The sequence below is a fragment of the Comamonas squillarum genome, assembly GCF_025309455.1.
In the GTDB taxonomy this organism is placed as follows: domain Bacteria; phylum Pseudomonadota; class Gammaproteobacteria; order Burkholderiales; family Burkholderiaceae_C; genus Comamonas; species Comamonas squillarum.
Genome location: NZ_CP104377.1, coordinates 993,108 through 1,018,306 on the forward strand (window position 1 = coordinate 993,108; position 25,199 = coordinate 1,018,306).

The 25,199-nt window shown below is 62.7% G+C and carries 22 protein-coding genes and 1 tRNA gene; 9 read left to right on the plus strand and 14 right to left on the minus strand.

Going from position 1 to position 25,199, the window contains the following annotated elements; all coding sequences use genetic code 11:
- Window positions 1-299: 299 nt before the first annotated feature.
- Both N4T19_RS04650 and N4T19_RS04655 read left to right on the plus strand, forming a co-directional pair.
- Window positions 300-2,828: an EAL domain-containing protein gene (locus N4T19_RS04650; protein ID WP_260719582.1), complete on the plus strand. Its 2,529-nt coding sequence runs from the start codon at window positions 300-302 to the stop codon at window positions 2,826-2,828.
- 291 nt (window positions 2,829-3,119) lie between these two features.
- On the plus strand, window positions 3,120-4,274 hold the full coding sequence (locus tag N4T19_RS04655) for a YncE family protein (protein WP_260719583.1): 1,155 nt from the start codon (window positions 3,120-3,122) through the stop codon (window positions 4,272-4,274).
- Window positions 4,275-4,446: 172 nt separating this feature from the next.
- On the opposite strand, the gene N4T19_RS04660 is transcribed toward N4T19_RS04655, so the two are convergent.
- Together N4T19_RS04660 and N4T19_RS04665 are read right to left on the minus strand one after the other, a co-directional pair.
- Window positions 4,447-6,960: a YgiQ family radical SAM protein gene (locus N4T19_RS04660; RefSeq protein WP_260719584.1), complete on the minus strand. Its 2,514-nt coding sequence runs from the start codon at window positions 6,958-6,960 to the stop codon at window positions 4,447-4,449.
- Window positions 6,961-7,363: 403 nt separating this feature from the next.
- Window positions 7,364-7,546 carry a hypothetical protein gene (locus N4T19_RS04665; protein ID WP_021028080.1) on the minus strand — a complete coding sequence of 61 codons (183 nt, stop codon included), beginning with the start codon at window positions 7,544-7,546 and terminating at the stop codon, window positions 7,364-7,366.
- Between the two features lie 216 nt (window positions 7,547-7,762).
- On the opposite strand from N4T19_RS04665, the gene N4T19_RS04670 reads away from it, so the two are divergent.
- The 3 genes from N4T19_RS04670 (at window position 7,763) to N4T19_RS04680 (ending at window position 9,271) form a co-directional block, all read left to right on the plus strand.
- A complete protein-coding gene (locus N4T19_RS04670; RefSeq protein ID WP_260719585.1) occupies window positions 7,763-8,356 on the plus strand; it encodes an IMPACT family protein in 594 nt (197 codons plus the stop codon).
- A gap of 198 nt (window positions 8,357-8,554) precedes the next feature.
- Complete coding sequence (locus N4T19_RS04675; protein WP_232539345.1) at window positions 8,555-9,121, plus strand: GAF domain-containing protein; 567 nt, start codon at window positions 8,555-8,557, stop codon at window positions 9,119-9,121.
- A 76-nt stretch (window positions 9,122-9,197) separates the two neighbouring features.
- A tRNA-Gly gene (locus tag N4T19_RS04680) sits at window positions 9,198-9,271 on the plus strand.
- A gap of 55 nt (window positions 9,272-9,326) precedes the next feature.
- Here the strand turns inward: N4T19_RS04680 and phbB are convergent.
- The 3 genes from phbB to N4T19_RS04695 form a co-directional block, all read right to left on the minus strand.
- Window positions 9,327-10,064, minus strand: a complete 738-nt coding sequence (gene phbB, locus N4T19_RS04685; protein WP_182341426.1) for an acetoacetyl-CoA reductase — start codon at window positions 10,062-10,064, stop codon at window positions 9,327-9,329.
- Between the two features lie 371 nt (window positions 10,065-10,435).
- Window positions 10,436-11,617 carry an acetyl-CoA C-acetyltransferase gene (locus tag N4T19_RS04690; protein ID WP_260719586.1) on the minus strand — a complete coding sequence of 394 codons (1,182 nt, stop codon included), beginning with the start codon at window positions 11,615-11,617 and terminating at the stop codon, window positions 10,436-10,438.
- A gap of 138 nt (window positions 11,618-11,755) precedes the next feature.
- On the minus strand, window positions 11,756-13,513 hold the full coding sequence (locus N4T19_RS04695; protein ID WP_182341433.1) for a PHA/PHB synthase family protein: 1,758 nt from the start codon (window positions 13,511-13,513) through the stop codon (window positions 11,756-11,758).
- A 62-nt stretch (window positions 13,514-13,575) separates the two neighbouring features.
- On the opposite strand from N4T19_RS04695, the gene N4T19_RS04700 reads away from it, so the two are divergent.
- Window positions 13,576-13,857: a hypothetical protein gene (locus N4T19_RS04700; RefSeq protein WP_232539346.1), complete on the plus strand. Its 282-nt coding sequence runs from the start codon at window positions 13,576-13,578 to the stop codon at window positions 13,855-13,857.
- On the opposite strand, the gene N4T19_RS04705 is transcribed toward N4T19_RS04700, so the two are convergent.
- The 7 genes from N4T19_RS04705 to maiA form a co-directional block, all read right to left on the minus strand.
- Window positions 13,854-15,260, minus strand: a complete 1,407-nt coding sequence (locus tag N4T19_RS04705) for an MFS transporter (protein ID WP_260720269.1) — start codon at window positions 15,258-15,260, stop codon at window positions 13,854-13,856. The genes N4T19_RS04700 and N4T19_RS04705 overlap by 4 nt on opposite strands.
- A gap of 48 nt (window positions 15,261-15,308) precedes the next feature.
- Complete coding sequence (locus N4T19_RS04710; RefSeq protein ID WP_260719587.1) at window positions 15,309-15,812, minus strand: GNAT family N-acetyltransferase; 504 nt, start codon at window positions 15,810-15,812, stop codon at window positions 15,309-15,311.
- Between the two features lie 82 nt (window positions 15,813-15,894).
- Window positions 15,895-16,323: a PaaI family thioesterase gene (locus tag N4T19_RS04715; RefSeq protein ID WP_116925711.1), complete on the minus strand. Its 429-nt coding sequence runs from the start codon at window positions 16,321-16,323 to the stop codon at window positions 15,895-15,897.
- A gap of 126 nt (window positions 16,324-16,449) precedes the next feature.
- A complete protein-coding gene (locus N4T19_RS04720) occupies window positions 16,450-17,763 on the minus strand; it encodes a type II toxin-antitoxin system HipA family toxin (RefSeq protein ID WP_260719588.1) in 1,314 nt (437 codons plus the stop codon).
- Window positions 17,764-17,792: 29 nt separating this feature from the next.
- Window positions 17,793-18,104, minus strand: coding sequence for a helix-turn-helix transcriptional regulator (locus tag N4T19_RS04725; RefSeq protein WP_182341446.1), 312 nt, complete (start codon window positions 18,102-18,104; stop codon window positions 17,793-17,795).
- 133 nt (window positions 18,105-18,237) lie between these two features.
- Window positions 18,238-19,119, minus strand: a complete 882-nt coding sequence (locus N4T19_RS04730; protein ID WP_260719589.1) for a polyphenol oxidase family protein — start codon at window positions 19,117-19,119, stop codon at window positions 18,238-18,240.
- The gene (gene maiA / locus N4T19_RS04735) at window positions 19,116-19,787 is read right to left on the minus strand and encodes a maleylacetoacetate isomerase (RefSeq protein WP_116925714.1); all 672 of its coding nucleotides are present in this window, start codon (window positions 19,785-19,787) and stop codon (window positions 19,116-19,118) included. The genes N4T19_RS04730 and maiA overlap by 4 nt, the downstream gene beginning before the upstream one ends.
- A 191-nt stretch (window positions 19,788-19,978) precedes the next feature.
- Here maiA and N4T19_RS04740 point away from each other — a divergent pair, with 191 nt between their 5' ends.
- From N4T19_RS04740 to N4T19_RS04750, 3 genes are all read left to right on the plus strand, one after another.
- Window positions 19,979-20,677, plus strand: a complete 699-nt coding sequence (locus N4T19_RS04740; RefSeq protein ID WP_116925715.1) for a fumarylacetoacetate hydrolase family protein — start codon at window positions 19,979-19,981, stop codon at window positions 20,675-20,677.
- Between the two features lie 86 nt (window positions 20,678-20,763).
- Window positions 20,764-21,375, plus strand: a complete 612-nt coding sequence (locus N4T19_RS04745; protein WP_182341455.1) for an NUDIX hydrolase — start codon at window positions 20,764-20,766, stop codon at window positions 21,373-21,375.
- Window positions 21,376-21,389: 14 nt separating this feature from the next.
- The gene (locus tag N4T19_RS04750) at window positions 21,390-21,938 is read left to right on the plus strand and encodes a hypothetical protein (RefSeq protein ID WP_182341458.1); all 549 of its coding nucleotides are present in this window, start codon (window positions 21,390-21,392) and stop codon (window positions 21,936-21,938) included.
- A gap of 107 nt (window positions 21,939-22,045) precedes the next feature.
- Here the strand turns inward: N4T19_RS04750 and N4T19_RS04755 are convergent, their stop codons facing one another.
- Window positions 22,046-22,852: a hypothetical protein gene (locus tag N4T19_RS04755; RefSeq protein WP_260719590.1), complete on the minus strand. Its 807-nt coding sequence runs from the start codon at window positions 22,850-22,852 to the stop codon at window positions 22,046-22,048.
- Window positions 22,853-23,013: 161 nt separating this feature from the next.
- Window positions 23,014-25,107, minus strand: coding sequence for an NAD-dependent DNA ligase LigA (gene ligA / locus N4T19_RS04760; RefSeq protein ID WP_260719591.1), 2,094 nt, complete (start codon window positions 25,105-25,107; stop codon window positions 23,014-23,016).
- Between the last annotated feature and the right edge of the window lie 92 nt (window positions 25,108-25,199).

Below are 25,199 nucleotides of genomic sequence, written 5' to 3' on the forward strand. Positions count from 1 at the left end.
GACGCAAACAATGCCATGATCGCTCTTGCGCATCTTTGCGAAATGGTCAACATTGCTTACATATTGCCGCCAACACCATCGGAGAAAAACTCCCCGTATTTACCCCAAATAACTACAATTTAAAGAACTCAATCACCAAATAGCATATTACTATGCTTGAATGATTTTTTAGAGATCCATTTGTCTCGCCGTCCCCGCATTGCGTCCACCATGTTTGCTGACCTGTCCTGCCCCCTACCCAGATCGCCTCTTCAGCCTGAAGTGGGGTTGGCATACCTCAGATCCCTACCGGGACAACCATGCCCCGTCTAAGCCCGCCGATACCCACAGCGACGCATAGCGACGCAACGCCTGTGCAACGCTATGCCCTGCCCAAGCGCAAGCGCAGCTTGCTGTTGAGCATCTGGCCCTTTGTGGCTTTGGCGATCGTACAGACGGTCTTGGCCATCTCCAGTTTGCACATACTGGGGGCCATGCGGGCTTTCAGCTCCGGCGAGAGCCAGTGGAGCAAGGGCCAGAAAGACGCGACCTATGCGTTGGCACGCTATGCGGTGAGCGGCGACCCTGCCGCCTATGATCAGTTCCACCAAGGCCTGCATATCCCCATGAGCGACATGCGGGCGCGCCTGATGCTGGAAGACCAGGGCTATGCTGCCAGGCCCCAGGCAGCCCTGCTGCTGCTGCAAGGCCACAACGAGCCCGAAGAGATCAATGCGCTGATCTGGTTGACAGTCTATTTCAAAAACACCGACTCGATTGGTCAGTTGCTGGCCCGCTGGCAAGACGCCGATGAGCCCTTGCAGGAACTCCAGACGCTGGCGGGCGATATCTATGCCAGCATGCAGCTGGCTCCCCCGACCCCGGTACAAAAGCAAAGCTGGCTGGCCCAGATCAATGCGCTGCAGATACAGCTGTCCGAGGCCGAGCGCGCCTTCAACAAGGTGCTGGGCGATACATCACGGGCGATGAACAAATGGCTGTGGTCGATCAACATCGGCATCGCGCTGGCCATGCTGAGCCTGCTGATGGGCCATACCTGGCGACTGCAGCGCAAGACGGCCCGCGCCGAGGATGCACTGGATCTGGTCAGCGAGCGCGCCTCCACCACGCTGGCTGCCATTGGCGAGGCGGTCATCACCACCGATGCTGCCGGACATGTGATGTACATGAACCGCGCGGCCGAGGAGCTGCTGGGCGTGAGTCTGGAGCAGTTGGTGACCAGTGAACTGGTGCAGCACATGCATGCGTCGCCCTCCTCTGCCGGCAGCGACAAAGACGGTGCCTCTGCATGGGTACAAACGGCCATCGCCGATGCCCTGCAAGGGCGCGAGCACCCGCGTGAGACGATTTTCCGCCTTTGCGATGCGCAGCACCATGTGCGCGAGGTCAAACTCGCTTTTACCCCGATCGGGGACGACATCGGCACGACCGAAGCGGTGTTTGTGTTGCACGATGTGAGCCAAGAGCAACGCTATATCCGCGAGCTGGCCTGGCAGGCCACCCATGACCAATTGACCGGCCTGGTCAACCGCTATGAGTTTGAGCGCCTGCTCGGTGTGCTCCTGGAGCAGACCAAGCACGAGGACACAGCGCCCGGCGACCATGCCATCATGTACCTGGACCTGGACCAGTTCAAGGTCATCAACGACACGGCAGGCCACATTGCAGGGGACGCCATGCTGCGCGCGATGAGCGCCATGCTGCAGCGCTGCCTGCGGGCCGGGGACACGCTGGCCCGTGTCGGCGGCGACGAATTTGCCATTTTGCTCAAGCACTGCTCCTTTGAAGATGCCAAGCGCATTGCCGAGCAGATCCGCGATGCCGCACAGAATGTGCGCATTCAATGGGGTGAGCGCAGTCTGAGTGCAGGCATCAGCATCGGCCTGGTCAAGCTCGCCGCGCCCCTCACCTCGGTGGAAGAAGTGCTGCGCGTCGCCGACATGGCCAGCTACGGCGCCAAGCAGCGCGGCCGCAACAATGTGTATGCCTACGACCCGGGTGTGGACCAGGAGATCGCCCGTTATGTGGGAGAGATGGAATGGGTCGAGCGCATCAAGGCAGCGCTGGAAGGTGGGCATTTCTGCCTGTATGCCCAAGCCATTGAAGCACTCAGCACAGACGCCGACGAGATCGCCGGGGGCGGCCTGCACATTGAGGTGCAAATACGCATGCGCCTGCCCGATGGCAACATCATCAGCCCCGTGCTGTTCATTCCTGCAGCTGAGCGCTACGGGCTGATGCCGATGGTCGACCGCTGGGTGGTCAAGCAAACCTTGCAGACCCTGGCCCACCTGCAAAAAACCGCGCAAAGCCCTGCCATCTCCTGCTGCGCCATCAACCTGTCAGGCACCTCTCTGGGTGACGAGCGTCTGCTGGATTTTTTGCAAGATCAGATCGCACGCCATGGCGTGGACCCGCGCACGCTGTGTTTCGAGATCACCGAGACCGCTGCCATCACGCATCTGCCCAACGCCATCCGCCTGGTCAAGGCCTTGAAGGCACTGGGGTGTCGCTTCTCAATGGACGACTTTGGCGCGGGCGTCTCGTCCTTTGGCTCGCTCAAAAACCTGCCCGTGGACTTTCTCAAGATCGATGGCGCCATCGTCGCCGATATGCTCAATGAGCCTGCCCACCGCGCCATGGTGGATGCCATCAATCACCTGGGCCACGCGCTGGACATGAAGACCATTGCCGAGTTCGCATCTACGCCTGAGATTGTGGAGTCCTTGCGCGGCATGGGTATCGACTATGCGCAGGGCTATGCGGTGGGCCGCCCTCAGCCTTTCTCCAACACGATCGCGGCACCATCTTCCAACTGCGTGCATTAGCCGCTGCAGTCCTGGCTGCCTCCTAGCTTCAACTGCTGGCACCGCATCGCCTGGCCTCGGGCGGCTTGCTTGTCACCGTGTTTGAGGCAGTCAGGAAATCAGACCATTGCAGCTATCGCTCTGGCACGGGCTTGGACCTGCGCGTTTGTGGGCAAGAGACTTGCCGTCTCCCCCGCTGCGTTGGGCCAGCAGTGTCTAATTGCCAACAATCTTAATCCCCTGAATCAGCAAGCATTTTTCTCGAACTTATGATTTACATTAATATAATTAATTAATTTCATAATTTCAATCGTGTTAGTCAATGTGAAAGGATGTCTGCGCTGGGCCAGTGCCCTTGCGCTGTGCTGCGCTTGGTGCGCGGCCCAGGCTACACCGCTGACGTATGTGGTCAACCGGGATGACAGCAACGTGTCCGTGGTCGATGTGGTCAACAAGCGCACCGTCACCACCATTCCTGCCGGTATGGCCATGCCCCAAGAGATTGCCATCAGCCCGGACGGATGCCTTGCCTATCTCTCCAGCGTCTGGTCCGCCACCATTGCGGTCCTCGATCTGGGCAAGCACCAGCTGCTCGCTGGCATCCCTTTGAACCAGGTCAGCAACGGTGTTGTTTTCAGCCCTTCCGGAGCGCTGGCCTATATCGATACCAACACCCCTCGCGGCGGCGCGATTGCTGTCATTGACACGGCCACCCACCAACTCGTGCGCACCTTTCCCGTCAGCCCCCACAACACCCGTGGCATGGCCATCCACCCCGATGGTTCACGCCTGTATGCGCTCGAACAACACCGCGACCCCGATGTCGGGCAAGTCGCGGTGATCGACCCCAGCAGTGGCACGGTGCTCGAACGCATCGGCGTTGGCACGGATGCCAGCGATATCCAGGTTCACCCGGCTGGCACCCTGGCCTATGTGGTCAACCGCGAGTCTCGCCAGGCCCATGGCACTGTCACCGTGATCAATACGCGAACCCACACCGTCGCCGCCACGGTCGCTGTCGGCAAGCACCCCAGTCGCGTCGCCTTTCACCCCGCAGGCAACCAGGCATATGTCACCAACAGCGGCGACGGCACGGTCTCAGTCATCGACACCGCCAGCCACGCGGTGGTCGGTGTGATCGAGGTGGACCAGACACCGCAGCATGTCGTCTTCCATCCTGCAGGAACGCATGCCTATGTGAGCAATCCGCAGCGCAATAGCCTGTCTATTATTGATACCGCTACCCAGGAAGTGCATGGCGCCGTGACGGTGGGCAGTGCCCCTTGGGGGGTTGCGTTGGCCAGCAATGGGCTCGAGACCGCCACCCCACAGGGTACCAATGGCCTGGAAGCGGGCAGCGTCGTGGCGGGCAAACCCATTCCAATCAGCGGCGTCTGGGCCGGCTTGTTGCTGCTGGTCGTGAGCATGACGGCACTGCACCGCCATGGGCAGAAGCTGATGGGCTAAGCACCCGCTGCAAAAACCCCTGCTTTGGCTGTCCCATGGAGCAAGGGTTGTGCAGACCATCGCTCCAGCAGGCTGGCTGGTGGCGGCCTCCGCCCCCAGCCGGCCAAAAACAAAGGCGCCAAGCCTTCGCTTGGCGCCTTTGCGGCGATCTGAGTGCAACAACGCCGCAGTCTTAGCGGCTGCCCTTGCGCGCGGGGCCTGACTTCTTGGCCTGCCCAGGCTTGCCTGCGCCGGCGCGCACGCCAGCCCTTGGCGGCAAGCCGCTGTGCTGGGTCAACAGTTGGCCGGACTTGGGCTGCGCAGTGCGAAAGCGCACATCGCCCTTGGGCTCCTGCTGCTCTTGCGGGCGGCGCGGCGCCATCGCTACGGCCTTGCCGTCTTTGTTGGTGGTGTAGCCCAGGCCGGTGCCACCCTTGGAGGCAGTGCTGTTCTTTTTGCGCGCGCTCTGGTAGCTGCCATCGACGAGCGGCTGGAAGGTCGGGATCAGGTGCTGCTTGCCATTGCCGATCAGGTCCGAGCGCCCCATGGTCTTGAGTGCTTCGCGCAGCAGCGGCCAGTTGTTGGGATCGTGGTAGCGCAAGAACGCCTTGTGCAGACGGCGGCGCTTTTCACCGCGCACGATATCGACGCGCTCTTCGGCCTCGTCCCGCATCTGGCGGCGCACCTTGGTGAGCGTATTGCGGCCGCTATGGTACATCGCGGTGGCGGTAGCCATCGGGCTGGGGTAGAAGGTCTGCACCTGGTCGGCGCGGAAGCCATTCTTCTTGAGCCAGATCGCCAGGTTCATCATGTCCTCATCGCTAGTGCCCGGGTGGGCCGCAATGAAGTAGGGAATCAGAAACTGCTTCTTGCCCGCCTCTTCGCTGAACTTTTCAAACAGCTGCTTGAAGCGGTCATAGCTGCCAATGCCGGGCTTCATCATCTTGCCCAGCGGTCCTGCCTCGGTGTGCTCGGGGGCGATCTTCAGGTAGCCGCCCACATGGTGCTGCACCAGCTCCTTGATGTACTCGGGCGACTTGACCGCCAGGTCATAGCGCAGGCCCGAGCCGATCAGGATCTTCTTGATGCCAGGGAGCTTGCGCGCGCGGCGGTAGATCTTGATCAGTGGACCGTGGTCGGTGTGCAGGTTCGGGCAGATGCCAGGGAACACGCAGCTGGGCTTGCGGCAGGCCGCCTCGATCTGCGGGCTCTTGCAGCCCAGGCGGTACATGTTGGCCGTGGGACCGCCCAGATCCGAGATGGTGCCGGTGAAACCCTTGACCTTGTCGCGGATGTCTTCGAGCTCCTGGATGATGGAGTCTTCCGAGCGGCTCTGGATGATGCGGCCTTCGTGCTCGGTGATCGAGCAGAAGGTGCAGCCGCCAAAGCAGCCGCGCATGATGTTGACCGAGGTGCGGATCATCTCCCAGGCGGGGATCTTGGTCGCGCCTTCGTGGCTGCCGTTCTCGTCGGCATAGGCCGGGTGCGGGCTGCGGGCATACGGCAGACCGAACACCCAGTCCATTTCGGCGGTGGTGAGCGGAATGGGCGGCGGGTTCATCCACACATCGCGGGCCGTGGCTCCTTCGCCATGGGCCTGTACCAGCGCACGGGCATTGCCGGGGTTGGTTTCCAGGTGCAGCACGCGGTTGGCATGGGCGTACAAAATTGGGTCGCTCTTGACCTCTTCAAAGCTGGGCAGGCGCAGCACGGTGCGGTCGCGCGCCGGCATCTTGGATTTGTGGCGCAGCGACAGATTGGGCACAAACTGCAGCGGCTGCACATTCGACAGCGTGGGCGCGCTTGCGCTGGCAGCAGCCGAGCCACAGGCGGCGGCGGGAGCCGCAGCGGACGCATTGGCGCCCTGCTTTTCTGCATCTTCCTTGGCGCAGCTTTGGCCCTGGGCTTCTGCCTGCTCGCTGGTCGTCATGTAAGGGTTGATGTGGGGCTCGACCTCACCGGGCTCATCGACCGTCGTGGAGTCCACCTCGAACCAGCCCTCCTCCGATGCACGGCGGAAAAACGAGGTGCCGCGCACATCGGTGATGTTCTCCACCGGCTCGCGCGCGGCAATGCGGTGGGCCACTTCGACCAGCGCACGCTCGGCATTGCCGTAGAGCAGGATGTCGCACTTGCTGTCCACCACGATCGAGCGACGTACCTTGTCGCTCCAGTAGTCGTAGTGGGCAATGCGGCGCAGCGAGCCTTCGATGCCGCCCAGCACAATGGGCACATCCTTGTAGGCTTCACGGCAGCGCTGGCTGTAGACGATGGCCGCGCGGTCCGGGCGCTTGCCGCCCACATCGCCCGGCGTATAGGCGTCGTCCGAGCGGATCTTGCGGTCAGCCGTGTAGCGGTTGATCATCGAATCCATATTGCCCGCCGTCACGCCCCAGAACAGGTTGGGCTTGCCCAGCGCCTTGAAGGCCTCGGCACTTTGCCAGTCCGGCTGCGCAATGATGCCCACGCGAAAGCCCTGGGCCTCCAGCACGCGGCCAATCACGGCCATGCCAAAGCTGGGATGGTCCACATAGGCGTCACCGGTGACCAGGATGATGTCGCAGCTGTCCCAGCCCAGCTGGTCCATCTCGGCTCGGCTCATCGGCAGAAATGGCGCAGCACCAAAGCGCTTGGCCCAGTACGGCTTGTAGCTGGTCAGCGGCTTGGCAGCACGTTCAAAAAAAGAAACATCAATCGGGGCAGACATGGGCAACAACAGTCGTGGAGTAATGCACGCGGGGCTCGGCGCCAGGGTGGCGGGGTCCGATATTCTAAAAAAATAGCCCGTAGCGCGCACTTGTACGGGTATTGATGCTATGTATTTGGAAGCATCTGCGGGGGCAAGGCCCCAGTTCAGACCAGGGCGGTCAAGGCATTGCAGCGCGGCGCCAGGCTGGGATAATCACCGGCCCCTGGCTGGCGGGGGCTATGGCCACCAGCATGGGGTATTAAAACCGCATTTTTTGCGCTGCATCAAATAGCTTGCCATTGTCGCATGGCTAAGCGCTGCACCGCAAATAAAAAAGGCAGCCCAAGCTGCCTATGGCGGTCACGCGATACGGGTGATGTTTCTTAACCGGTACCCAATCCTGGCGCTCTTGCTCAGCGCCTTACCACTCACCGCCTTCGCGCACGCGTTGGGCCAGGTCCACATAGCTGCCATCGTCATTGGCACTGGGAGTCGTTGGCAGGGCTGCCAGTACTTCAGTCACATAGGCGGGCGTCTCCAAACCTGCACGTCCGAACCCATGGTTGTTCAAGGAATCCAAATTGGTTTGCAGTTGGTGTTGCATGGTCGCTCCCGGGTAATGTGTCAGTCGGTGGTATGGAATGCTTCTTGGAAAAATCGGGGTAGACTCGCGCCTGGCTGCGCCTGAGGTCTCCGCTGCGGCAAGCCACTCCATCACTGGAGCGCTCCCGTCATTGAAACAATGATATGTGTCTAACGCATGACATCTAGGCGACGTTGACGCATGACAGTGTAAGCAAACGTCTTCTCCCCGCAACGCATGCCCTACACCCTGGCCCAGCCCGTTCACAGCGAACTGATCATCAAGAAAAGCCGTTTCATCGGCTGTGTTCAGCCGGTGCAGGACCGTGCACAGGCCTTGGTCATTGTTCAAAGCCTGCGCGAGCAACACCCCGGCGCCAACCATGTGTGCTGGGCGCTGATGGCGGGCGGGCAGTCTGCCGCCGTCGATGATGGCGAGCCCAGCGGCACAGCGGGGCGCCCGATGCTCGATGTGCTGCGCCACCAGCAGATCGAAGGCGCCCTGGCAACGGTGGTGCGCTATTTTGGCGGTGTCAAGCTGGGCGCCGGCGGTCTGGTGCGGGCCTACACCGACGCCATTGCCCAGGCGATGCTGAAAGCAGAAAAAATCGAGCGCCAGGCGATGACCCGCCTGCAATGCCGCCTGCCCTACGCGCTCGAAGGGGGCATGCGGCGCGAGGTTGCCAGCGCCAACGCACAGTTGCTGCACGTGAGCCACGGCGATGATGTGCTCGCCGAGATCGAGTTGGTCGCGTCGCACGCCCCTGACTTTGTCACCCGGATGAATGAACTTGGCCAGGGCCGCATCCTCTGGCTTGATGATCCGGCTTGAATCTGGCCGGCTGCCGCGTGTGCGCTCGCGTCCATGTAAAAGAGTAATTCAGTCCTGCGGCGAGACATGCGCGTGCTTTTCAGTGCCGTTATCATCAAACGCGCACGGGTATGCGCTAGCGGGTAGCGCATGGAAATAGCGAGAGTAACTATGGCGATTCATTTATGGGATTACGCACCTGACGCACTGGAAGTATCGATGAGCGAGCTGTTGGTGGCCACCGCCGAAGGCTCCGACGACCTGATTGACCAGAACGTCAAAGAGGTGTTGCACGGCCTGCGCGAGCATCTAAAAATGGATGTGATCTTTGTCTCGGAGATCCGCAATGGCCAGCGCACCTTCAAGCATGTGGACCATAGCGCCGGCAAGGCCTTGATTGAAACCGGAGGCGGCTCCTCGCTGGAGCAATCCTTTTGCCAATGCGTGCTCGACGGCCGCCTGCCGCCGCTGGTGCATGACGCGGCAGAGCACATCGAGTCGGCCAAACTTCCTGCCACCCCTTTCCGCGTTGGCGCCCACCTGAGCACCCCCATTGTGCTGGCCAATGGTGAGATCTACGGCACCCTGTGCTGCTTCAGCACCGAGCCCGACCCGAGTCTGCGCGATACCGATCTGCAAAAACTCGCCGTCGTTGCCAAGCACACGGCACGCCGCATCGATGTGCGCCGCGAGACCGCGCGCGACGCCGAGCTCGAGAAATGGAAGCTGCAGCCAATCGATGAGAAAAAGCAGGCTTGGGCGTTCCCTGGCAAGAAGGGAAACTGAGTTGCAAAAGCTGCTGTAGCAATGGAGCAGCACCGAGACAAGAACGGGGGCTTCTAGCGCTACAATGGGCCGGTTCGCGGGTGTCGTTCAATGGTAGGACTCTTGCTTCCCAAGCAAATAACGTGGGTTCGATTCCCATCACCCGCTCCAGATAAAACAAAACGCGCCTTGCTAGGCGCGTTTTTCATGGGCTGCGGCCGGATGATCAATGCGTGTGCAAACCACCATTGACCGAGAACTCCGCGCCAGTCGCATAGCCGCCATCTTCCGATGCCAGCCAGGCGATGATCGCCGCGATCTCGGTGGGCTCACCCAGGCGCTTCATCGGGATGGTGCCAACGATTTTCTCCAGCACATCGGGACGGATGGCCTTGACCATGTCGGTGCCGATATAGCCAGGGCTCACGGTGTTCACGGTCACGCCCTTGCCGGCCATCTCCTGGGCCAGGGCCATCGAGAAGCCATGCATGCCTGCCTTGGCGGCAGAGTAGTTGGTCTGGCCCGCCTGGCCCTTGGCGCCGTTGACGGAGCTGATGTTGACGATGCGGCCCCAGCCTTTTTCCACCATATCGGCGACGACCTGCTTGGTCACATTGAACATGGAGTTGAGGTTCGTTTCGATCACCGCTTGCCAGTCATCGGGTGTCATCTTGATGAACATGCGGTCCCGGGTGATACCGGCATTGTTCACCAACACATCGATGCTGCCGTGCTCCGCCTTGGTCTTGGCGAAGGCTTCCACGGTGGATTCCCAGTTGCCGACATTGCCGACCGAAGCGTGGAACTCATAGCCAAGCGCCTTTTGCTCGCCCAACCATTTTTGGAAATCGCGCGTGGGCCCACAGCCCGCAATCACCTTGAATCCATCTTTGTGCAAACGTTGGCAAATGGCCGTCCCAATGCCTCCCATACCGCCGGTTACGTAGGCCACTTTTTGACTCATCACATCTCCTTGGTTTTGCTTGAAATGCTTGTGCACTACCACTGTAACCAAGAAACGAGGTGTGCAAACGCTCGTTTACGCCAAGCGTACAAATTCTTGCAGTACCTCTCAATTTCGGCGATTTTGACCGGGTATTGCAACAGAAACGCGCCAGATTAACGCGCGGTTTTGATCGTTTTCGCGCCGCATCAGCGCAAACCCTATCACGAAGCAGACAGCCATAGTCAGGTATTTTTATGACAGACCAACGGCGATCGATTCCAGCAAAGGAATGCGTCTGCCTGCGCCATGCAACGCTTTTGAGCGGCTACGGGAACGCATCAAAAAACCGCCTCGGGAGGCGGTTTGTGCGCACGCGGGGCGGTGAACGCTCAGGCGCGTTCCACCGCCAGTGCCACGCCCATGCCGCCGCCGATACACAGGCCGGCAATACCGCGCTTGGAGCCACGGCGTTTCATCTCGTGCAGCAGTGTCACGAGGATGCGCGCACCGGATGCACCAATGGGGTGGCCAATCGCAATCGCGCCACCGTTGACATTGACCTTGCTGGTGTCCAGACCCAGCTCCTGGTTCACGGCGCAGGCCTGGGCCGCAAAGGCTTCATTGAGCTCGAACAAATCGACCTCTTCGGCCTTCCAACCGGTCTTGGCCAGCACCTTGCGCACGGCATGCATGGGGCCCATGCCCATGATCTTGGGGTCCAGGCCCACGGTGGCGAAGCCGACAATGCGTGCCAGCGGCTCAGCACCCAGCTCCTTGGCCTTTTTGGCGCTGGCAATCACCAGGGCGGCGGCACCGTCATTGAGGCCCGAGGCATTGCCGGCAGTCACCGAGCCAGCCTTGTCAAAAGCGGGCTTCAAGCTGGCCAGTGCTTCGCCATTGGTCTTGCGGTTGATGTATTCATCTGCCTTGAAGGCGACCGGGTCACCCTTGCGCTGCGGGATCTGCACGGTGACGATTTCTTCGTCAAACTTGCCGGCATCCTGCGCAGCGGCTGCCTTTTGCTGGCTGGCCAGCGCAAAGGCGTCCTGCTTGTCGCGATCAATCTGAAATTCCTTGGCGACGTTCTCTGCCGTGATACCCATGTGGTACTGGTTGTACACATCCCAGAGGCCGTCGACGATCATCGTGTCGGTCATCTTCCAGTCGCCCATACGCTGGCCGTCCCGCGAGCCGTTGAGCACATGGGGCGAGAGGCTCATGTTTTCCTGGCCGCCGGCCACCACGATCTCGGCATCGCCCTGGCCAACAGCCTGCGCTGCCAGCATGACTGCCTTGAGGCCCGAGCCGCAGACGGCGTTGATGGTCAGCGCCGGCGTCTTCTTGTCCACACCGGCCTTGATCATCGCCTGGCGTGCGGGGTTTTGGCCCACACCCGCGGTCAGCACCTGCCCCATGATGACCTCATCGACCTGGTCGGCGCCCACGTTGGCACGGGCCAGCGCCTCCTCGATGACGGTGGCACCCAGGTCCGTCGCGGGCACTTTGGCCAGCGAGCCGCCAAACTTACCAACTGCCGTGCGCACGGCGGAGATGATGACGATGTCTTCCATGATTCTTCCTTTTAAAAAATGGGCACGGATGCCGTTGTCTCTGACGGCCATGCGATGCTAATTATTGCACCGCAGCATTTGAATTGCGATGCAGAAATTGCAACCAGACTGCTAGAACCTGTTCTAGGGGCTTACCAATCATGCTTTGGCTTGCACATAGCTGCCAGGCGCAGGCTCGAGCTCCCGGTAGTCGGTGCGCGCACGGCCATAGCTTTTGGGCGCTGCCACCTTTTTGCCGGCATGCTGGGCCAGCCACTGGCTCCAGTCTGTCCACCAACTGCCCGGCAGTTCGTCGGCGCCGTCGATCCAGGCGTCGATGTCGGCAGGCAATTGGCCATCCTCGCGCAGCCAGTGGCTGCGCTTATTTTTGGCGGGTGGGTTGATGACGCCGGCAATATGGCCCGAGGCACCCATGACAAAGCGCTTGTCGCCTCCCAGCACCTGGGTGGACGCGTAGGCCGCGCCAATGGGCACAATATGGTCTTCGCGCGAGCCATAGATGTACAGGGGCATATCGATCTTGCCGACATCGAGCTTTTCCCCGCAGACGCTGAGCGCGCCAGGCTGCACCAGCTTGTTTTCCAGGTAGAAGTTGCGCAGGTACCAGGCGTAATAAGGCCCGGGGAGGTTGGTGCAATCGCTGTTCCAGTACAGCAGATCAAAAGGCGGCGGTGTCTCGCCCTTGAGGTAGTTGCCCACCACATAGTTCCACACCAGATCGACCGGGCGCAGAAAGCTGAACGTGGAGGCCAGTTCCTGGCCAGGCATCAGGCCGTTCTGGCCCATGGTCAGCTCGCGGAACTTGACGAAGTTCTCGTCAATGAAGACATCGAGAATGCCGGTGTCCTGGAAGTCCACCAGGGTGGTGAGCAAGGTCGCGCTGGCCACCGAGTCATCGCCGCGCGCGGCCAGCACCGCCAGCGCATTGACCAGCATCGTGCCGCCCACGCAAAAGCCCAAGGCATTGATCTGGGGTTTGCCGGAGATGGCCTTGACCACCTCGATCGCCTCGAGCACCGCGCCGCCGATATAGTCGTCCCAGCCCTTGCCCCCCAGACTGGCATCCGGGTTGCGCCAACTGACGACAAAGGTGCGGTGGCCCTGGGCCACGCTATAGCGGATCAGCGAGTTGTCGGGCTGCAAGTCCAGGATGTAGTACTTGTTGATGCACGGGGGCACAAACAGCATGGGGCGCTCATAGACCTGGGTGGTCAGCGGCTTGTATTCGATGAGCTGGAACAGCTCATTTTGGAAGACCACGGCCCCTTCGCTGGTGGCCACATTGCGCCCTACTTCAAACAGCGACTCATCGGTCATCGAGACATGGCCCTGGCGCATGTCGGCCAGCATGTTCTGCAAGCCCTGCGCAATGCTCTGGCCCTGGGTGTCAAGCGCCTTTTTCTGCGCCTCGGCATTGAAGGCCAGGAAATTGCTGGGCGCCGTGGCTGCCAGCCACTGCTCCACGCCGAAGCGGACGCGGGCGCGGGTTTTCTCGTCGCCTTGCACGGCGTCCGCCATGTCCATCATGGTTTTGGCATGCAGCGCGTAGCTGGCGGCGGTGAAGGTCGACACAGGGTTGTGCTGCCAGGCGTCGCCGGCAAAGCGCCGGTCCTTGGGCAGGGACACCTCGCCCTTGGCACCTTCGGTCCACAGCGCCAAGGCCGCTTGCGCGTACTGCGCCTGAATGGCCTGCAGCTTTTCCATATCAAAGCTGACGGGGGGCGCGCCCGCTGGCAGGGCCCCCAGACCGGCGGTGAAGCCCTGAGGTGCGCCTACCGCATTGAAAGGAGATGCCATGGTCTGCATGGACTGCATGCGCTCCATCCATTGCTGGGTCATCTGGCTGAGTTGCTGGAACTGGTCGCTGCCCAGTCCCCAATACGGTTGCTGCGTCATCGTCGTCTCCCTGAACAGGCTCCATGCCGGGCATGGGCTTGTGTGCATCTTAGGCGCAAAAAATGGCAGCCGTGTGCTGGCGTGCTGCAAGTTCGGGTAAATTCCAGGGCATGTACCTGATAGCGATAGCCTGGCTTTATGTGGTGGTGTTGATGGCGGTGGTCGAGGCCGCCAGCCCCCAGGGCAGCCTGCTGGGCGCCTTTTTCACCCTGATGCTCTACGGCGCGCTGCCGCTGGGTCTGCTGCTGTTCATTGCCGGCACGCCAGCGCGGCGCCGGATGCGCCACCGGGCCGAAGCCGAGGCGCAACAGGCCCCTGCCCCACCGCCGCCCGATAGCCATTAATGCGCTGAATGCCGCAGTCGCAGGCTGCTGAACACACCCGACATCGCGGCAAAGCCGGCTGCCAGATACAGCGCCACCGTCGTGCCATGGCCGCTGGCCACTGGCCACAAGGTGAAGATGATGGCCACCAGCACAGCGCCCAGCGATTGCCCAGTCAGCCGCGCCGTGCCCAGCATGCCGCTGGCAGCGCCTGCGCGGGCCAGCGGCGCCGAGGTCACGATGGTGTGGTTGTTGGGCGACTGGAACAGCCCAAATCCCAGGCCGCACAAGGCCATGCGCCAGCCGATGTTGAGGTCGCTCGGGTCCACCGGCAGCAGCGCCAGGCTCAAGAGGCCCAGCGCCAAAATCGCCATGCCGATGCCGCCCAGCAGGCCGTCTTCCACCCGGCCAATCAGCCGGCCCGCCAGCGGGGCCACCATCACGATGGCCACCGACCAGGCCGTCATTAGCATGCCGGCGGCAAAATGGCTGCGCTGCAGCGCATCGAGCAGCAAGAAAGGCAGCGCAATAAAGGACAGCATCTGCGCTGCAAAGGCCCCAATCGACGCCCCCATGGACAGCGCAAAAACGGGAATACGCAGCAAGTCCAGCGGCAGCAAAGGCAGGCTCAGTTTGCGTTGGCGCAGCACATACCAGGCGCCCAGCAGCAGGCCCAGGCCCAGCATCAGCCAGCCTGAGGCGGACGCGCCGCCCGACTCCATGCCATGGCGCGCGCCGATGCGCTCGGCACCCAGAAACACCAGCGAGAACATCGCAAAGTTCAGCGCCACATCGATGGGGGTCAGCTTGGCATGCGGTGCATCCAGCAGCTGCTGCGGGTTGCGCGGCAAGGCCTTGCGGCCCAGCCACAAGGTCAGAATGCCCAGCGGCACATTGATGGCAAATAGCCAGGGCCAGCTGGCCACCGACAAAATCAATGCCGCCACACCAGGGCCGGCCACCGACGAGATGGCCACCACCAGCGAGTTAAGCGCCATGCCCTTGCCCAGCTTGGCCGCCGGGTAGGTCAGGCGCACCAGTGCGGCATTGACGGCCATCACCCCGGCCGCGCCCATGCCCTGCAGGCCGCGCGCTGCAATCAGCAGCCACAGCGACTGGGCCAGCATGGCCACGGCCGATGCCAGCGTAAAACACACGAGACCCACCAGGTAGACCTTGCGGTAGCCAATGCGCTCGCCCAGTGCGGCCAAGGGCAGCAGCAGGCCCAAGGTGCCCAGCTGGTAGGCATTGATGACCCAGATCGCCTCGGCAGGCGATGCCTGCAGTTCCTTGGCCACCGTGGGCAAGGCCAGGTTCATGATGCTGCCATCGAGCACGGCCACGATCAGGCCCAGCACAATGACCAGCATCGCCAGGCGCCGCTCGGGCATGGGCAGACCCTCGCTCAGCGAGGCCGGTTGCATGCGTGCCTCAGCCACGGCAGATCACCGGCATCTGTGGATGGGCAGTTTTCATATGGCGACGCTTTCCACCACCTGGGGCTTGCCCGGGTAGAGCATGGTCAGGTGGGGAATGCCATCTTCCAGATAGGGCTCGGAGACAACGTCGAATCCGCAGCCTTCGTAGAATTTTTGCAAATAGGCCTGCGCGCCAATGCGAATGGCGGTGCCTGGCCACAGGCGGTCGGTTTCGGCCATTGCGTGGCGCATCAGCTCCCAGCCAGCCCCCGTGCCGCGCATCGCCTGCATGACGGCCACGCGGCCAATCGACGGCTCTGCATAGGCCAGTCCCGGCGGCAGCACCCGCACATAGGCTTGCAGCACGCCTTGCGTATCACGCCCCAGCAGGTGCCAGGCGTCCTGGTCTTTGTAGTCCAGGTCCTGGAAGGCGACCTGCTCGGCAATAAAGACCTGGCAGCGCACATGCAGCAGGTCATAGAGTTGCTGCAGATTGAGTGCCGAGAAGGGCTGGAAGGACCAGCTCAGCTGGTCCACTGTTGAAGAAGGCTTTGGCATGTTCTGTCCATCTATCGAGGGCCTGGGGACAGTGGCCACAGGCCCACCTGCGCGCTCGCGCACCATTGCGCGAGCGTGGAAATCAGTCGGTCTTGATCTGCTTTTTGGCGGCCTGCAAAGACTGCACGACCTCGGGCATCACGTACTTGAACGTGCCCGTTGCATGGCTGCACAACGCACCCTGCTCGTCATAGAGCCAGGCCTCGCAAAACGCCATGCGGCTGCTGCGCGAGAGCAGCTTGCCCTTGGCCACCAAGGCGCCTTTGGCCGGCGCCATGAAGCTGGTTTTCATCTCAATCGTCACCGCGCCACTGCCGGGGATGGCACTGCGCGCCGCATGGGCCATCGTCACATCAAGCAAGGTCATCGATGCACCGCCATGGGTGACTTCGTAGCTATTGAGGTGTTCGGGCCGGGCCCGGTAATGCAGCTCCGCCTCGCCGTTTTCCCAGCGGTGCAAGCGAAAGCCCAGGTGGCTGACAAAGGGGATTTCAACTTCAAAGGGCAGCACAGCACAGGCTCCAGCAACAGGCAAGCGTGGAGCATACCGCCTTTGGGCGCTTCCCTGGGGCAAACCCTGACATACAAGCGACAGCCAGTCGGGCAATACGCTGGCGAGCGCCATCTGAACCGATTCTTACAGCGTGGCGATGGCCACGCCCCCGCTCAAACGCTGCTGCACCACGGTCGCCATGCCGGCAGGCGCCTGGGCCAGCAAGGCGGGCCAGGCGCTCTGCGCCTGCCGCACCATGTCCTTGAGCAGGCTGATATGGCGCGGCACGCGCAGCAGACCGGCGGCCTTCAGAAGGGCCGCCACATCGTCCCAGCTAAGCGCCCGCATACTACTGTCAATGGCCTTGTTGACGGCATACTGCTGCGGGGCCGAACCGTCGAAGAAGGCCGCGACGCAGACACAGTCGTAGACGGGGGCCAGGCGCGGCTGGCGCCCATCGGGGTAGACCAGCGCCCAGTTCTTCAGGTGCGCATCGGTATTGCCCATCAGGATCGCGGCCACGGTACGTGCCAGAAACTCCCGGGTATCGGCCACGGGCTGCGGGCTCAAGCGGTCGAGCACGCGCAGCATCGTCGGCCAGTCCTGCTGCAGGCCCTTGCCGTACTTGTGGCGCGGCGCATAGCCCAGCGCCTGGTTGAACTCTTCCATGTGCACGCGTGTGCCATCGGGCAGGTGGTCAAAGCGTTGCACGGCCAATATCTCGTCAAACGGCAGCTGCTCGGGCAGATCGGCCTGGGCGCGGCTGATGATCTGCGCATCGGCCGTCGTCAGCCCCAAGGACTGGCACAGCTGGTAGCAGCTGAACTCGTTGGCCACCAAGTCCGGGTGCAGGGTGCTGGGCAGCTTCAGGATCACGCTGCCCGCCGCGCCCCGGCGGCGCACGGTGTAGCGCCGGCCATCCTGCACCGCGCTGAACTTGGTGACGATGCCCGGCAGCGACGCGGCATCGGCCACCGGAAACTCGACAAAACCGGGCTCGAGCACATCGAGGCCTTGCGAGGTATGCCAATGGCGCACCACGTCGGGAATGGCTTCGTCGCGGGGCACCGGCTCCACCTCCAGCGCGCCCATCAGGTCGTGTCCGGCAGCGGCCAGCAGCTCAAACTCGTCATCGGGGGAGCAGCCCCGCTCAGCGGCCAGGCGCTGGCGGTTGTGGCCTTCGGGCAGCAGATTCTGGAAATAGACCGGCCAGCGCCCATCGGTGCGCACCAGCCGGGCATCGCGCGCGGCATGCAAGATGCGCTGGGTGTCGGCCTCCGTCGCGCCCTGGTAGCTGAGCGAGAGCACAGGCCGCTCCGGATCCGCGATATAGCTGTCCTCGAACGAGACGCGCAGGATATCGCCGTACTGCGACAGGTAGCCGATGGCGCGCCGCCCCCCGCCCATGCTGCCAGGCAAGTGCATATAAAGACGCAGGTAGCGGATGGAGGTGCTCATTCAGTGCATGGCTTGCCCAAAGCCATCCTTCAGGGCTGGCGACCGGCCAGGCTGTCCACGACCGAAGGTGGCGCCTCCGCACCGGTTGGCTGGCCTAAAAACTTGCCGCCCGACTGGATAAAGGCCTGCAGCGCGGGCAAAAGATCTGCCGGCACTGCCACAAGCTGCATGCCCAGCACCCGGGCCATTTCGGCCACGGTCGAGTAGCGCGGGTCGACATCGCCGGTTTCAGTGCGCTGCACCGCCATGCGCGAGAGCCCCGCCTGCTCGGCCAATTGGGCCTGGGTCAGTTGCTGGGCTTTGCGGGCTGCCACCAAGGTGGCCATCAAGGGGGTAGTCATGCTGCACATTCTACTCTTTATTGATTAAATGAGTAGATTAAATGGCACACTTAGCATTACAAAAGATTTACAAAGTACTCATTTTGAGATAAATGAGTACTTTGAGAGCAAAGCTTGAGCGATGACGAAGCCCCTAGGCCACCCAGATGCAAGCGGCAAAGCGCCCGGTGCCCCCACCGGGTGAGCCATCTCGCCGGTGCGAGAAAAACCGCTCTTTGTTGGCCACGGTGCACCAGTCCTGGCTGCCGTCATTGCCAAACAACTGCGCAAGGCCCAAGCGCTGCAAGCGGTAGCGGGCCAGCCCGCTCAGGTTGGCAAAATACTTGCCCGGCGCGCCGGGTTCGAACAGCGGCGCGCAATCCGGATCCGGCCCGACAAAGGCGGCCTGCACCTCGGCACCCACTTCAAACGCGGGCTGGCTGATGCATGGACCCAGCCAGGCCATGGTCTGCGCGGCAATCTGGTTATCGCTCAGGCCAGCCTGGCCCGCCTGCCGGCGCACCCGATCGGCATAGGCCGCAAAGCAGTTCTCCAGCACCCCTAACCCGTCCTGTCCCAGCAAACCCCGCCAACCGGCGTGGGCGGCGCCTACCACCGGCAGCTGCTGGTGACAGAACAAGACCGGCAGACAGTCGGCTGCCATGACGGTGCAGCCCAGCCCTGGCACATCACTGACGCTGGCATCGGCCGGCTGCTCCTCGCCGCCGCCTTCACCCAGCACCTGCACATGCCTGCCATGCACCTGGCGCACAAATACCGGCTGACGGGGGCGGGCCTGGTCGGCACCGTAGCCGGCCTGCTGCTCCAGCGCCTGCATGGCCTGGGCGAGCAGCTGACGGTTGCTTTGCACATGGCCGGGAACATCGCCCACGTTAAAGCTCAGGTTGGTGGTGCCAAACAGGCCTTCGCTGGCGCCGCCAGCGCGCGTGGTGCAGAGCGCAAACACACCCGGTGGCGTGGGCCACTCGGGCAGCAGCCAGTCGGCGGGAAAGTGGTTGGACGCAGCGCTACTCATGGCTGGGCATCCGGGCAGGCGGCAGGCTGGGCCTTTTGCACCGCATCCGTCGCCATGGCGGCCTCATAGGCGGCCATGGTCAGCGGCAGACCGTCAAGGCTGACCTTGAAGCGCTGGGCATTGAAGATTTGCGGCACCAGCGCGCAGTCGGCCATCGTCAGGCTATCGCCCCAGCAAAAACGCGATGGCGCCAAGCCTTGCGCCTGGCGCTCGGCCGCCAGCAGCACCAATTGGCGCTCAAAGGCCTCCAGCCCGGTACGGCACCAGTGCTGGTACCACTGGGTTTTTTCAGCATCGCTGTGGCCCAGCTCGCCGGTCAGGTAGGCCAGCACCCGCAGGTTGTTGATCGGGTGGATCTCGCAGGCAACCTGCAGGGCCAGCGCGCGGATGCGGGCACGGGCCAGCGCATTGCCCGGCAGCATCGAAGGCGTCTGCGGGTAGGCCTCGTCCAGCCACTCGATCACGGCCAGCGACTGGTTCAGCCACAGGCCGTCATCGGTCTCCAGCGCGGGCACCAGCGCGTCGCCCACATGGCTGGCAAAGGCGGGTTCGCGGTGCTCGGCCTTGACCAGGTGCACCGGCAGATAGTCATAGGCCAGGCCCTTGGCCTGCATCGCAATGCGCACCCGGTAGGACGCGGACGAGCGGAAATAGTTGTGCAGCTTCATGGCAACCGAGCATAACGCAGGGCGCTGCAGCAGCCGGTCATCCAGTCACCCGCATGACAGCTGGCGTTGCCTGGCATGCCAGGGCCAGCATGGGCGCAGACCGCGATCCTGCAAAGCGGTTTGTTTTGCCGCATAATTTTTGGCACCGCTTCAACCGGGCGGTTTCCTCCCGCCTCCAACCAAAGTCCAGCATGAGCCAATACGTCATCCCTCCAGCCTCGCCCACCGGCGTACCTGTTCAAGGCAGCGACCAGCTGTTCCCCGTGCGCCGCGTCTACTGCGTGGGCCGCAACTACGAAGATCATGCCAAGGAAATGGGCTTTACCGGCCGCGAGGCGCCCTTCTTCTTCATGAAGCCCGCTGATGCGGTGGTGCCCGTGGCCACAGGTAGCAGCGGCCAGATCGCCTACCCAACGCTCACCAGCAACCTGCACCACGAGATCGAGCTGGTGGTGGCCATTGGCAAGGGCGGCAAGAACATTGCTGCAGCGGACGCCGCCGCGCACATCTGGGGCTATGGCGTGGGGCTGGACATGACGCGCCGCGACCTGCAAAACGACATGAAAAAGCAAGGCCGCCCCTGGGAGATCGGCAAGGCCTTTGAAGGCAGCGCACCCATCGCAGCCCTGGTGCCCGCCGCCCAGGCCGGTGATGTCAACAACGCCGAGATCTGGCTCAAGGTCAACGGTGCCGAACGCCAGCACAGCAATGTGCAAAAGCTGATCTGGAACATTGCCGAGACCATTGAAGTGATCTCGCAAGCCTGGGAGCTGCAAGCCGGTGACCTGATCTTCACCGGCACGCCCGAAGGCGTGGCCGCAGTCGTCAAGGGCGATGTGCTCGAAGGCGGCGTGACGGGCCTGCCCCCATTGAAAATCGAGCTGGTGTAAGGCCAGGACAACGCGCCACCCGCTGCGGTGGCGCTTTTTTTCGTCCCTGGCCGCGAGCAGCGCGACCTTGACGCACAATAGACCGCATGACCTCACGCGCCCCCGTTGATTTTTGCCGCCGCTGCGGCACCCACGTTGAGCACCGACTGCCCGATGACGGCGACACCAAGATCCGCGCGATCTGCCCGGCCTGCCATACCGTGCACTACGAGAACCCGCTGAACGTGGTGGGCACCGTCCCCTATATGGGCGACAAGGTGCTGCTGTGCCTGCGCAATATCGAGCCACGCAAAGGTTACTGGACCTTGCCGGCCGGCTTCATGGAGCTCGATGAGACCACCGGCCAGGGCGCCGAGCGCGAGACCGATGAGGAAGCGGGCGCCGACATCGCGATGGGCCCGCTGTTTTCGCTGGTCAATGTGCCGCATGTCGGCCAGGTACACCTGTTCTACCTGGCCCAGCTGCAAAGCACCGAATTCAAGCCCGGCTGGGAGACCATCGAAGCGCGGCTCTTCAGCGAGGCCGAGATTCCTTGGGACCAGATCGCCTTTCGCACCGTCAAGGTCACGTTGCAGCGCTATTTTGAAGACCGCAAGCGCGGCGCATTCGGCATCCATGTGATCGATCTGGAGACACCCGCCGGCCCCTTGGTTCCCCCCAAGGCTACCGAAGCGTCCACCACCTCGGCCGCTTCCTGACCAGTGTGCAAGCCATGACTTCTACCTTCACCCCGACCACCTCCTCCATCCGCCGCCGCCTGCTGGGCAGCTTGGTACTGCCCGCCGTGGCGGCCAGCAGCGCCTGGCTGCCAGGCCTCGCCCATGCCGCCAAGCTGCAGGACATGGCGCTGGCCCTGGTCGAGAAATACAAGCTTGGCCACAGCCTGCCCCAGGTGGGTTTGCAGATTGCGGCCAAATCGCCCGAGTACCAGGCCTTGATCGACAAGATGGGCCAGCAGCAAGCGGGCCAGGCGATGATTGCAGCGACACGCTCGGTCGCAGCCGACTACCAAAAGCGCTGGAACACGCAGCTGGCTGCCGCCTACGCACAGAATTTCAACGAGGCCCAGCTGCAGTCCTTGCTCGACCAGGGCCCGCAATCGCCGCATGCGCAGCTGATGCAAAGCAAGCAGGCCGATATCAACCGCATGATGCAGCAGTCGAGCTCGGGCCTGCTGCGCGAGATGATGGCCAAGGCCTATACCAAGGCGCAGCAACCGTCCCCAGCACCCAGCCCTGCGGCCAAAAAGCCTAAGCCCTGAGTCGCAGGGGAACCACACCTGCTTTGCGCGTGATTCTGCAACGCGCGCTGACACGACAATGCCGTACCCACTGCCAAGTGGCTACGGCATTTTGATGGGCTGCTTATTTAGCGGCTGTCGCGCTTGGCCTGTGCCGCCCGGGTTTTGGACTGGCCGCTGGCCTTGATTTTCTTGTTCACCGGCTGGGCCTTGATGGGGTTGCCCCGGATGGCCGCGGCCGGCTGGCGGGTAGGCACCGCGCCGCGCGCAGCAGCGGCTGCGTTACCGCCGACCTCGGCATTGGCAGCGGTGGTTTTGCGTGCTTTGGCCGGTGCCGCTGCCGCTTTCTTCGCAGGGGCCTTGGTGGACTTGGCTGCTGGTTTTTTGACCGCAGCGGCCTTCTTGGCTGCGGGCACCTTCACAGCCGTCTTAGCTGCTTTGCGCGGCGCGGCAGCAGGCGTTGCGGACGCCGTCTTGGTCGCAGGCTTTTTCACCGCGCTCTTGGCTGCAGACTTGGTCGCGGTCTTGCTTGCTGTTTTTGTAGCAGTTTTGGTTGCAGTCTTTTTTACCGCCTTCGCAGGGGCAGCTGCACGTTGGGTCGCTGCGCCTGCCGTACTCTTGGCAGCAGTAGCGTGGAGCTTGGCCAGCCGCTCTTCAAAGCGGCCGAGCACGTCCTGCATCACATCGGCTTTGAGTTCGGTGCGGCTGTTCTCATTGCCAGTGGGCCTGCGGGCGGCGGCCGGGCCCTTTTGGGTTTTCACCGACTGGCGTTGGTAGAGATCGCGGTACTTGGCGCGCAAGGTACGGCTGCGGGTGATCTTGCTGCTGAGCTGACGCTCGGTCAGATCCTTGATCGCATTGGCACGGCTGGCTTGGAACAATTCCAATTCAGGCTTGGTCAGCAAGGTCTGAACTTGTCTCAGGGTATAGCTCACGGCATCTCCTCTGCATAAAAAAGCAGGGCCGCCGGATAGCGGCCACTGGCGTTTTTCATCGTATTGACATCTGGTGCGTGGCGATGTCAGAGAAAGCCCCCTTATCCCTATGGCCCCATCCGCTGCCATGCAGTGCTGAAGGACCAGCCTTTTGGGTCAGATCAAGGCGCGCCGTTTTGCAGCAGCCGCAGCATCGCCGCCTCGTCCAGCACCGTCACGCCCAGCTCCTGGGCCTTGGTCAGTTTGCTGCCGGCGTCCGCGCCGGCCACCAGGTAATGGGTCTTCTTGCTCACCGAGCCGGAGACCTTGGCGCCTGCCGCTTCCAGCAGGTCCTTGGCTTCATCGCGGCCCATGGTGGGCAAGGTGCCGGTCAGCACCACGGTCATGCCGGCCAGAATCTGCGCGGGCTTTTCGGCAGGCACCGCTTCGTCCCAGTGCACGCCGGCTGCACGCAGTTGCTCGACCACCTCGCGGTTGTGCGGCTGCGCAAAAAAGGTGTGCAGGCTATGGGCCACCACCGGCCCCACGTCGTTCACCTGCAGCAGCTCGTCGACCGAGGCATCCATGATTGCGTCGAGCACTCCAAAGTGCTTGGCCAGGTCCTTGGCGGTGGATTCGCCCACATGGCGAATGCCCAGGCCAAACACAAAGCGAGCCAGCGTGGTTTTCTTCGAGGACTCCAGCGCCGCGAGCACATTCTGTGCGGATTTCTCTGCCATGCGCTCGAGGCCCGACAAGGTCGCAATGCCCAGTTTGTAGAGGTCGGGCAGGCTGCGGATCACGCCGCTGTCGACCAGCTGGTCGACCAGCTTGTCACCCAGACCTTCGATGTCCATCGCGCGGCGGTGCGCATAGTGCAGGATGGCCTCCTTGCGCTGGGCCACGCAGAACAGGCCGCCGGTGCAGCGGTGGTTGGCCTCGCCTTTTTCACGCACCACATCGCTGCCGCAGACCGGGCATTGGCTAGGCATCGAGAAGTTGGGCACATACTGCGAGCGCAGGCCAGGCACCCGGCCCGCCACCTCGGGGATCACGTCGCCCGCGCGGCGCACGATGACATCGTCCCCCACCCGTACCCCCTTTTTGCGGATGTCGAACACATTGGACAGGGTGGCATTGGTGACAGTGACGCCACCGACAAACACCGGTGCCAGACGCGCTACCGGCGTCAGCTTGCCGGTGCGGCCCACCTGCACCTCGATGCCTTCAAGCCGCGTCACCATCTCCTGGGCCGGGTACTTGTGGGCCACGGCCCAGCGCGGCTCGCGGCTGACAAAGCCCAGCTCCAGCTGCAGCGCGCGGCTGTTGACCTTGTAGACCACGCCATCGATCTCGTAACCCAGGTTGGCGCGCTCAGCGCCCATGCGCTGGTGAAAGGCCACCAGCGCATGGGCACCCTGGGCCACGCAGACCTGCGGCGCCACTGGAAAGCCCCAGGCGCGCAGCTGCATCAGCATTGCGTAGTGGCTGTCCCACTGCATGCCGCCTTGGGGCACCGGCGTCACCTCACCCAGGCCATAGGCGAAAAACGACAGCGGGCGCCGGGCGGTGATGTTGGAGTCAAGCTGGCGCACTGCGCCGGCTGCCGCATTGCGCGGGTTGACAAAGGTCTTGCCGCCCGCAGCTTCTTGCTTGCGGTTGAGCGCGTCAAAATCATCGCGGCGCATATAGACTTCGCCGCGCACCTCCAGCACCGGTGGCACGGCGGCATCCTGGCGCAGCTGCAGCGGTATCTGGCGGATGGTGCGGATATTGTGGGTAACATCCTCTCCCACTTCGCCGTCGCCGCGCGTCGTGGCCTGCACCAGGCGCCCGCCCTCGTAGCGCAGGTTCATCGCCAGGCCGTCGAATTTGGGCTCAGCCACATACTCGACCGGCGGGTCACTGGGATCAAGGCCCAGCTCCTTGCGGATGCGCGCATCAAAGGCCTGCGCGCCGCTGGCTTCGTTGTCGGTCTCGGTGCGGATGCTGAGCATCGGCACGGCATGGCGCACGGGGGTCAGGCCTTCCAGAATCGCGCCGATTACGCGCTGGGTCGGCGAGTCCGGGCTCAGCAGCTCGGGGTGGGCTTTTTCCAGCGCTTCGAGCTGCTGGTAGACGCGGTCGTACTCACCATCGGGCACCGTGGGCGCGTCCTGCACATAGTACTCATGCGCCCACTGCACCAGCTGCGCACGCAAGGCCTGCACCTGGGCGGCAGCATCCTGTGGGGCGTCACCAGCGGGCGACGCGAAAAGATCAATATTCTCAGCCATGCGGCTTGACTCCGAAAATCTGGCAAAGCGCGGGGCTCTGCGTGGTCTGATGCCTGCGACTATACGGCCAAAGCCGCGCATTCATTGCGTAA

Excerpts from the sequence above, each read along its gene's own strand:
- N4T19_RS04650 (WP_260719582.1), top strand. The coding sequence starts at position 300 with ATGCCCCGTCTAAGCCCGCCGATACCCACAGCGACGCATAGCGACGCA.
- N4T19_RS04660 (WP_260719584.1), bottom strand. The coding sequence starts at position 6,960 with ATGTCTGCCCCGATTGATGTTTCTTTTTTTGAACGTGCTGCCAAGCCG.
- N4T19_RS04665 (WP_021028080.1), bottom strand. The coding sequence starts at position 7,546 with ATGCAACACCAACTGCAAACCAATTTGGATTCCTTGAACAACCATGGG.
- N4T19_RS04670 (WP_260719585.1), top strand. The coding sequence starts at position 7,763 with ATGCCCTACACCCTGGCCCAGCCCGTTCACAGCGAACTGATCATCAAG.
- N4T19_RS04675 (WP_232539345.1), top strand. The coding sequence starts at position 8,555 with ATGAGCGAGCTGTTGGTGGCCACCGCCGAAGGCTCCGACGACCTGATT.
- phbB (WP_182341426.1), bottom strand. The coding sequence starts at position 10,064 with ATGAGTCAAAAAGTGGCCTACGTAACCGGCGGTATGGGAGGCATTGGG.
- N4T19_RS04690 (WP_260719586.1), bottom strand. The coding sequence starts at position 11,617 with ATGGAAGACATCGTCATCATCTCCGCCGTGCGCACGGCAGTTGGTAAG.
- N4T19_RS04695 (WP_182341433.1), bottom strand. The coding sequence starts at position 13,513 with ATGACGCAGCAACCGTATTGGGGACTGGGCAGCGACCAGTTCCAGCAA.
- N4T19_RS04700 (WP_232539346.1), top strand. The coding sequence starts at position 13,576 with ATGGCAGCCGTGTGCTGGCGTGCTGCAAGTTCGGGTAAATTCCAGGGC.
- N4T19_RS04705 (WP_260720269.1), bottom strand. The coding sequence starts at position 15,260 with ATGCAACCGGCCTCGCTGAGCGAGGGTCTGCCCATGCCCGAGCGGCGC.
- N4T19_RS04710 (WP_260719587.1), bottom strand. The coding sequence starts at position 15,812 with ATGCCAAAGCCTTCTTCAACAGTGGACCAGCTGAGCTGGTCCTTCCAG.
- N4T19_RS04720 (WP_260719588.1), bottom strand. The coding sequence starts at position 17,763 with ATGAGCACCTCCATCCGCTACCTGCGTCTTTATATGCACTTGCCTGGC.
- N4T19_RS04725 (WP_182341446.1), bottom strand. The coding sequence starts at position 18,104 with ATGACTACCCCCTTGATGGCCACCTTGGTGGCAGCCCGCAAAGCCCAG.
- N4T19_RS04730 (WP_260719589.1), bottom strand. The coding sequence starts at position 19,119 with ATGAGTAGCGCTGCGTCCAACCACTTTCCCGCCGACTGGCTGCTGCCC.
- maiA (WP_116925714.1), bottom strand. The coding sequence starts at position 19,787 with ATGAAGCTGCACAACTATTTCCGCTCGTCCGCGTCCTACCGGGTGCGC.
- N4T19_RS04740 (WP_116925715.1), top strand. The coding sequence starts at position 19,979 with ATGAGCCAATACGTCATCCCTCCAGCCTCGCCCACCGGCGTACCTGTT.
- N4T19_RS04745 (WP_182341455.1), top strand. The coding sequence starts at position 20,764 with ATGACCTCACGCGCCCCCGTTGATTTTTGCCGCCGCTGCGGCACCCAC.
- N4T19_RS04750 (WP_182341458.1), top strand. The coding sequence starts at position 21,390 with ATGACTTCTACCTTCACCCCGACCACCTCCTCCATCCGCCGCCGCCTG.
- ligA (WP_260719591.1), bottom strand. The coding sequence starts at position 25,107 with ATGGCTGAGAATATTGATCTTTTCGCGTCGCCCGCTGGTGACGCCCCA.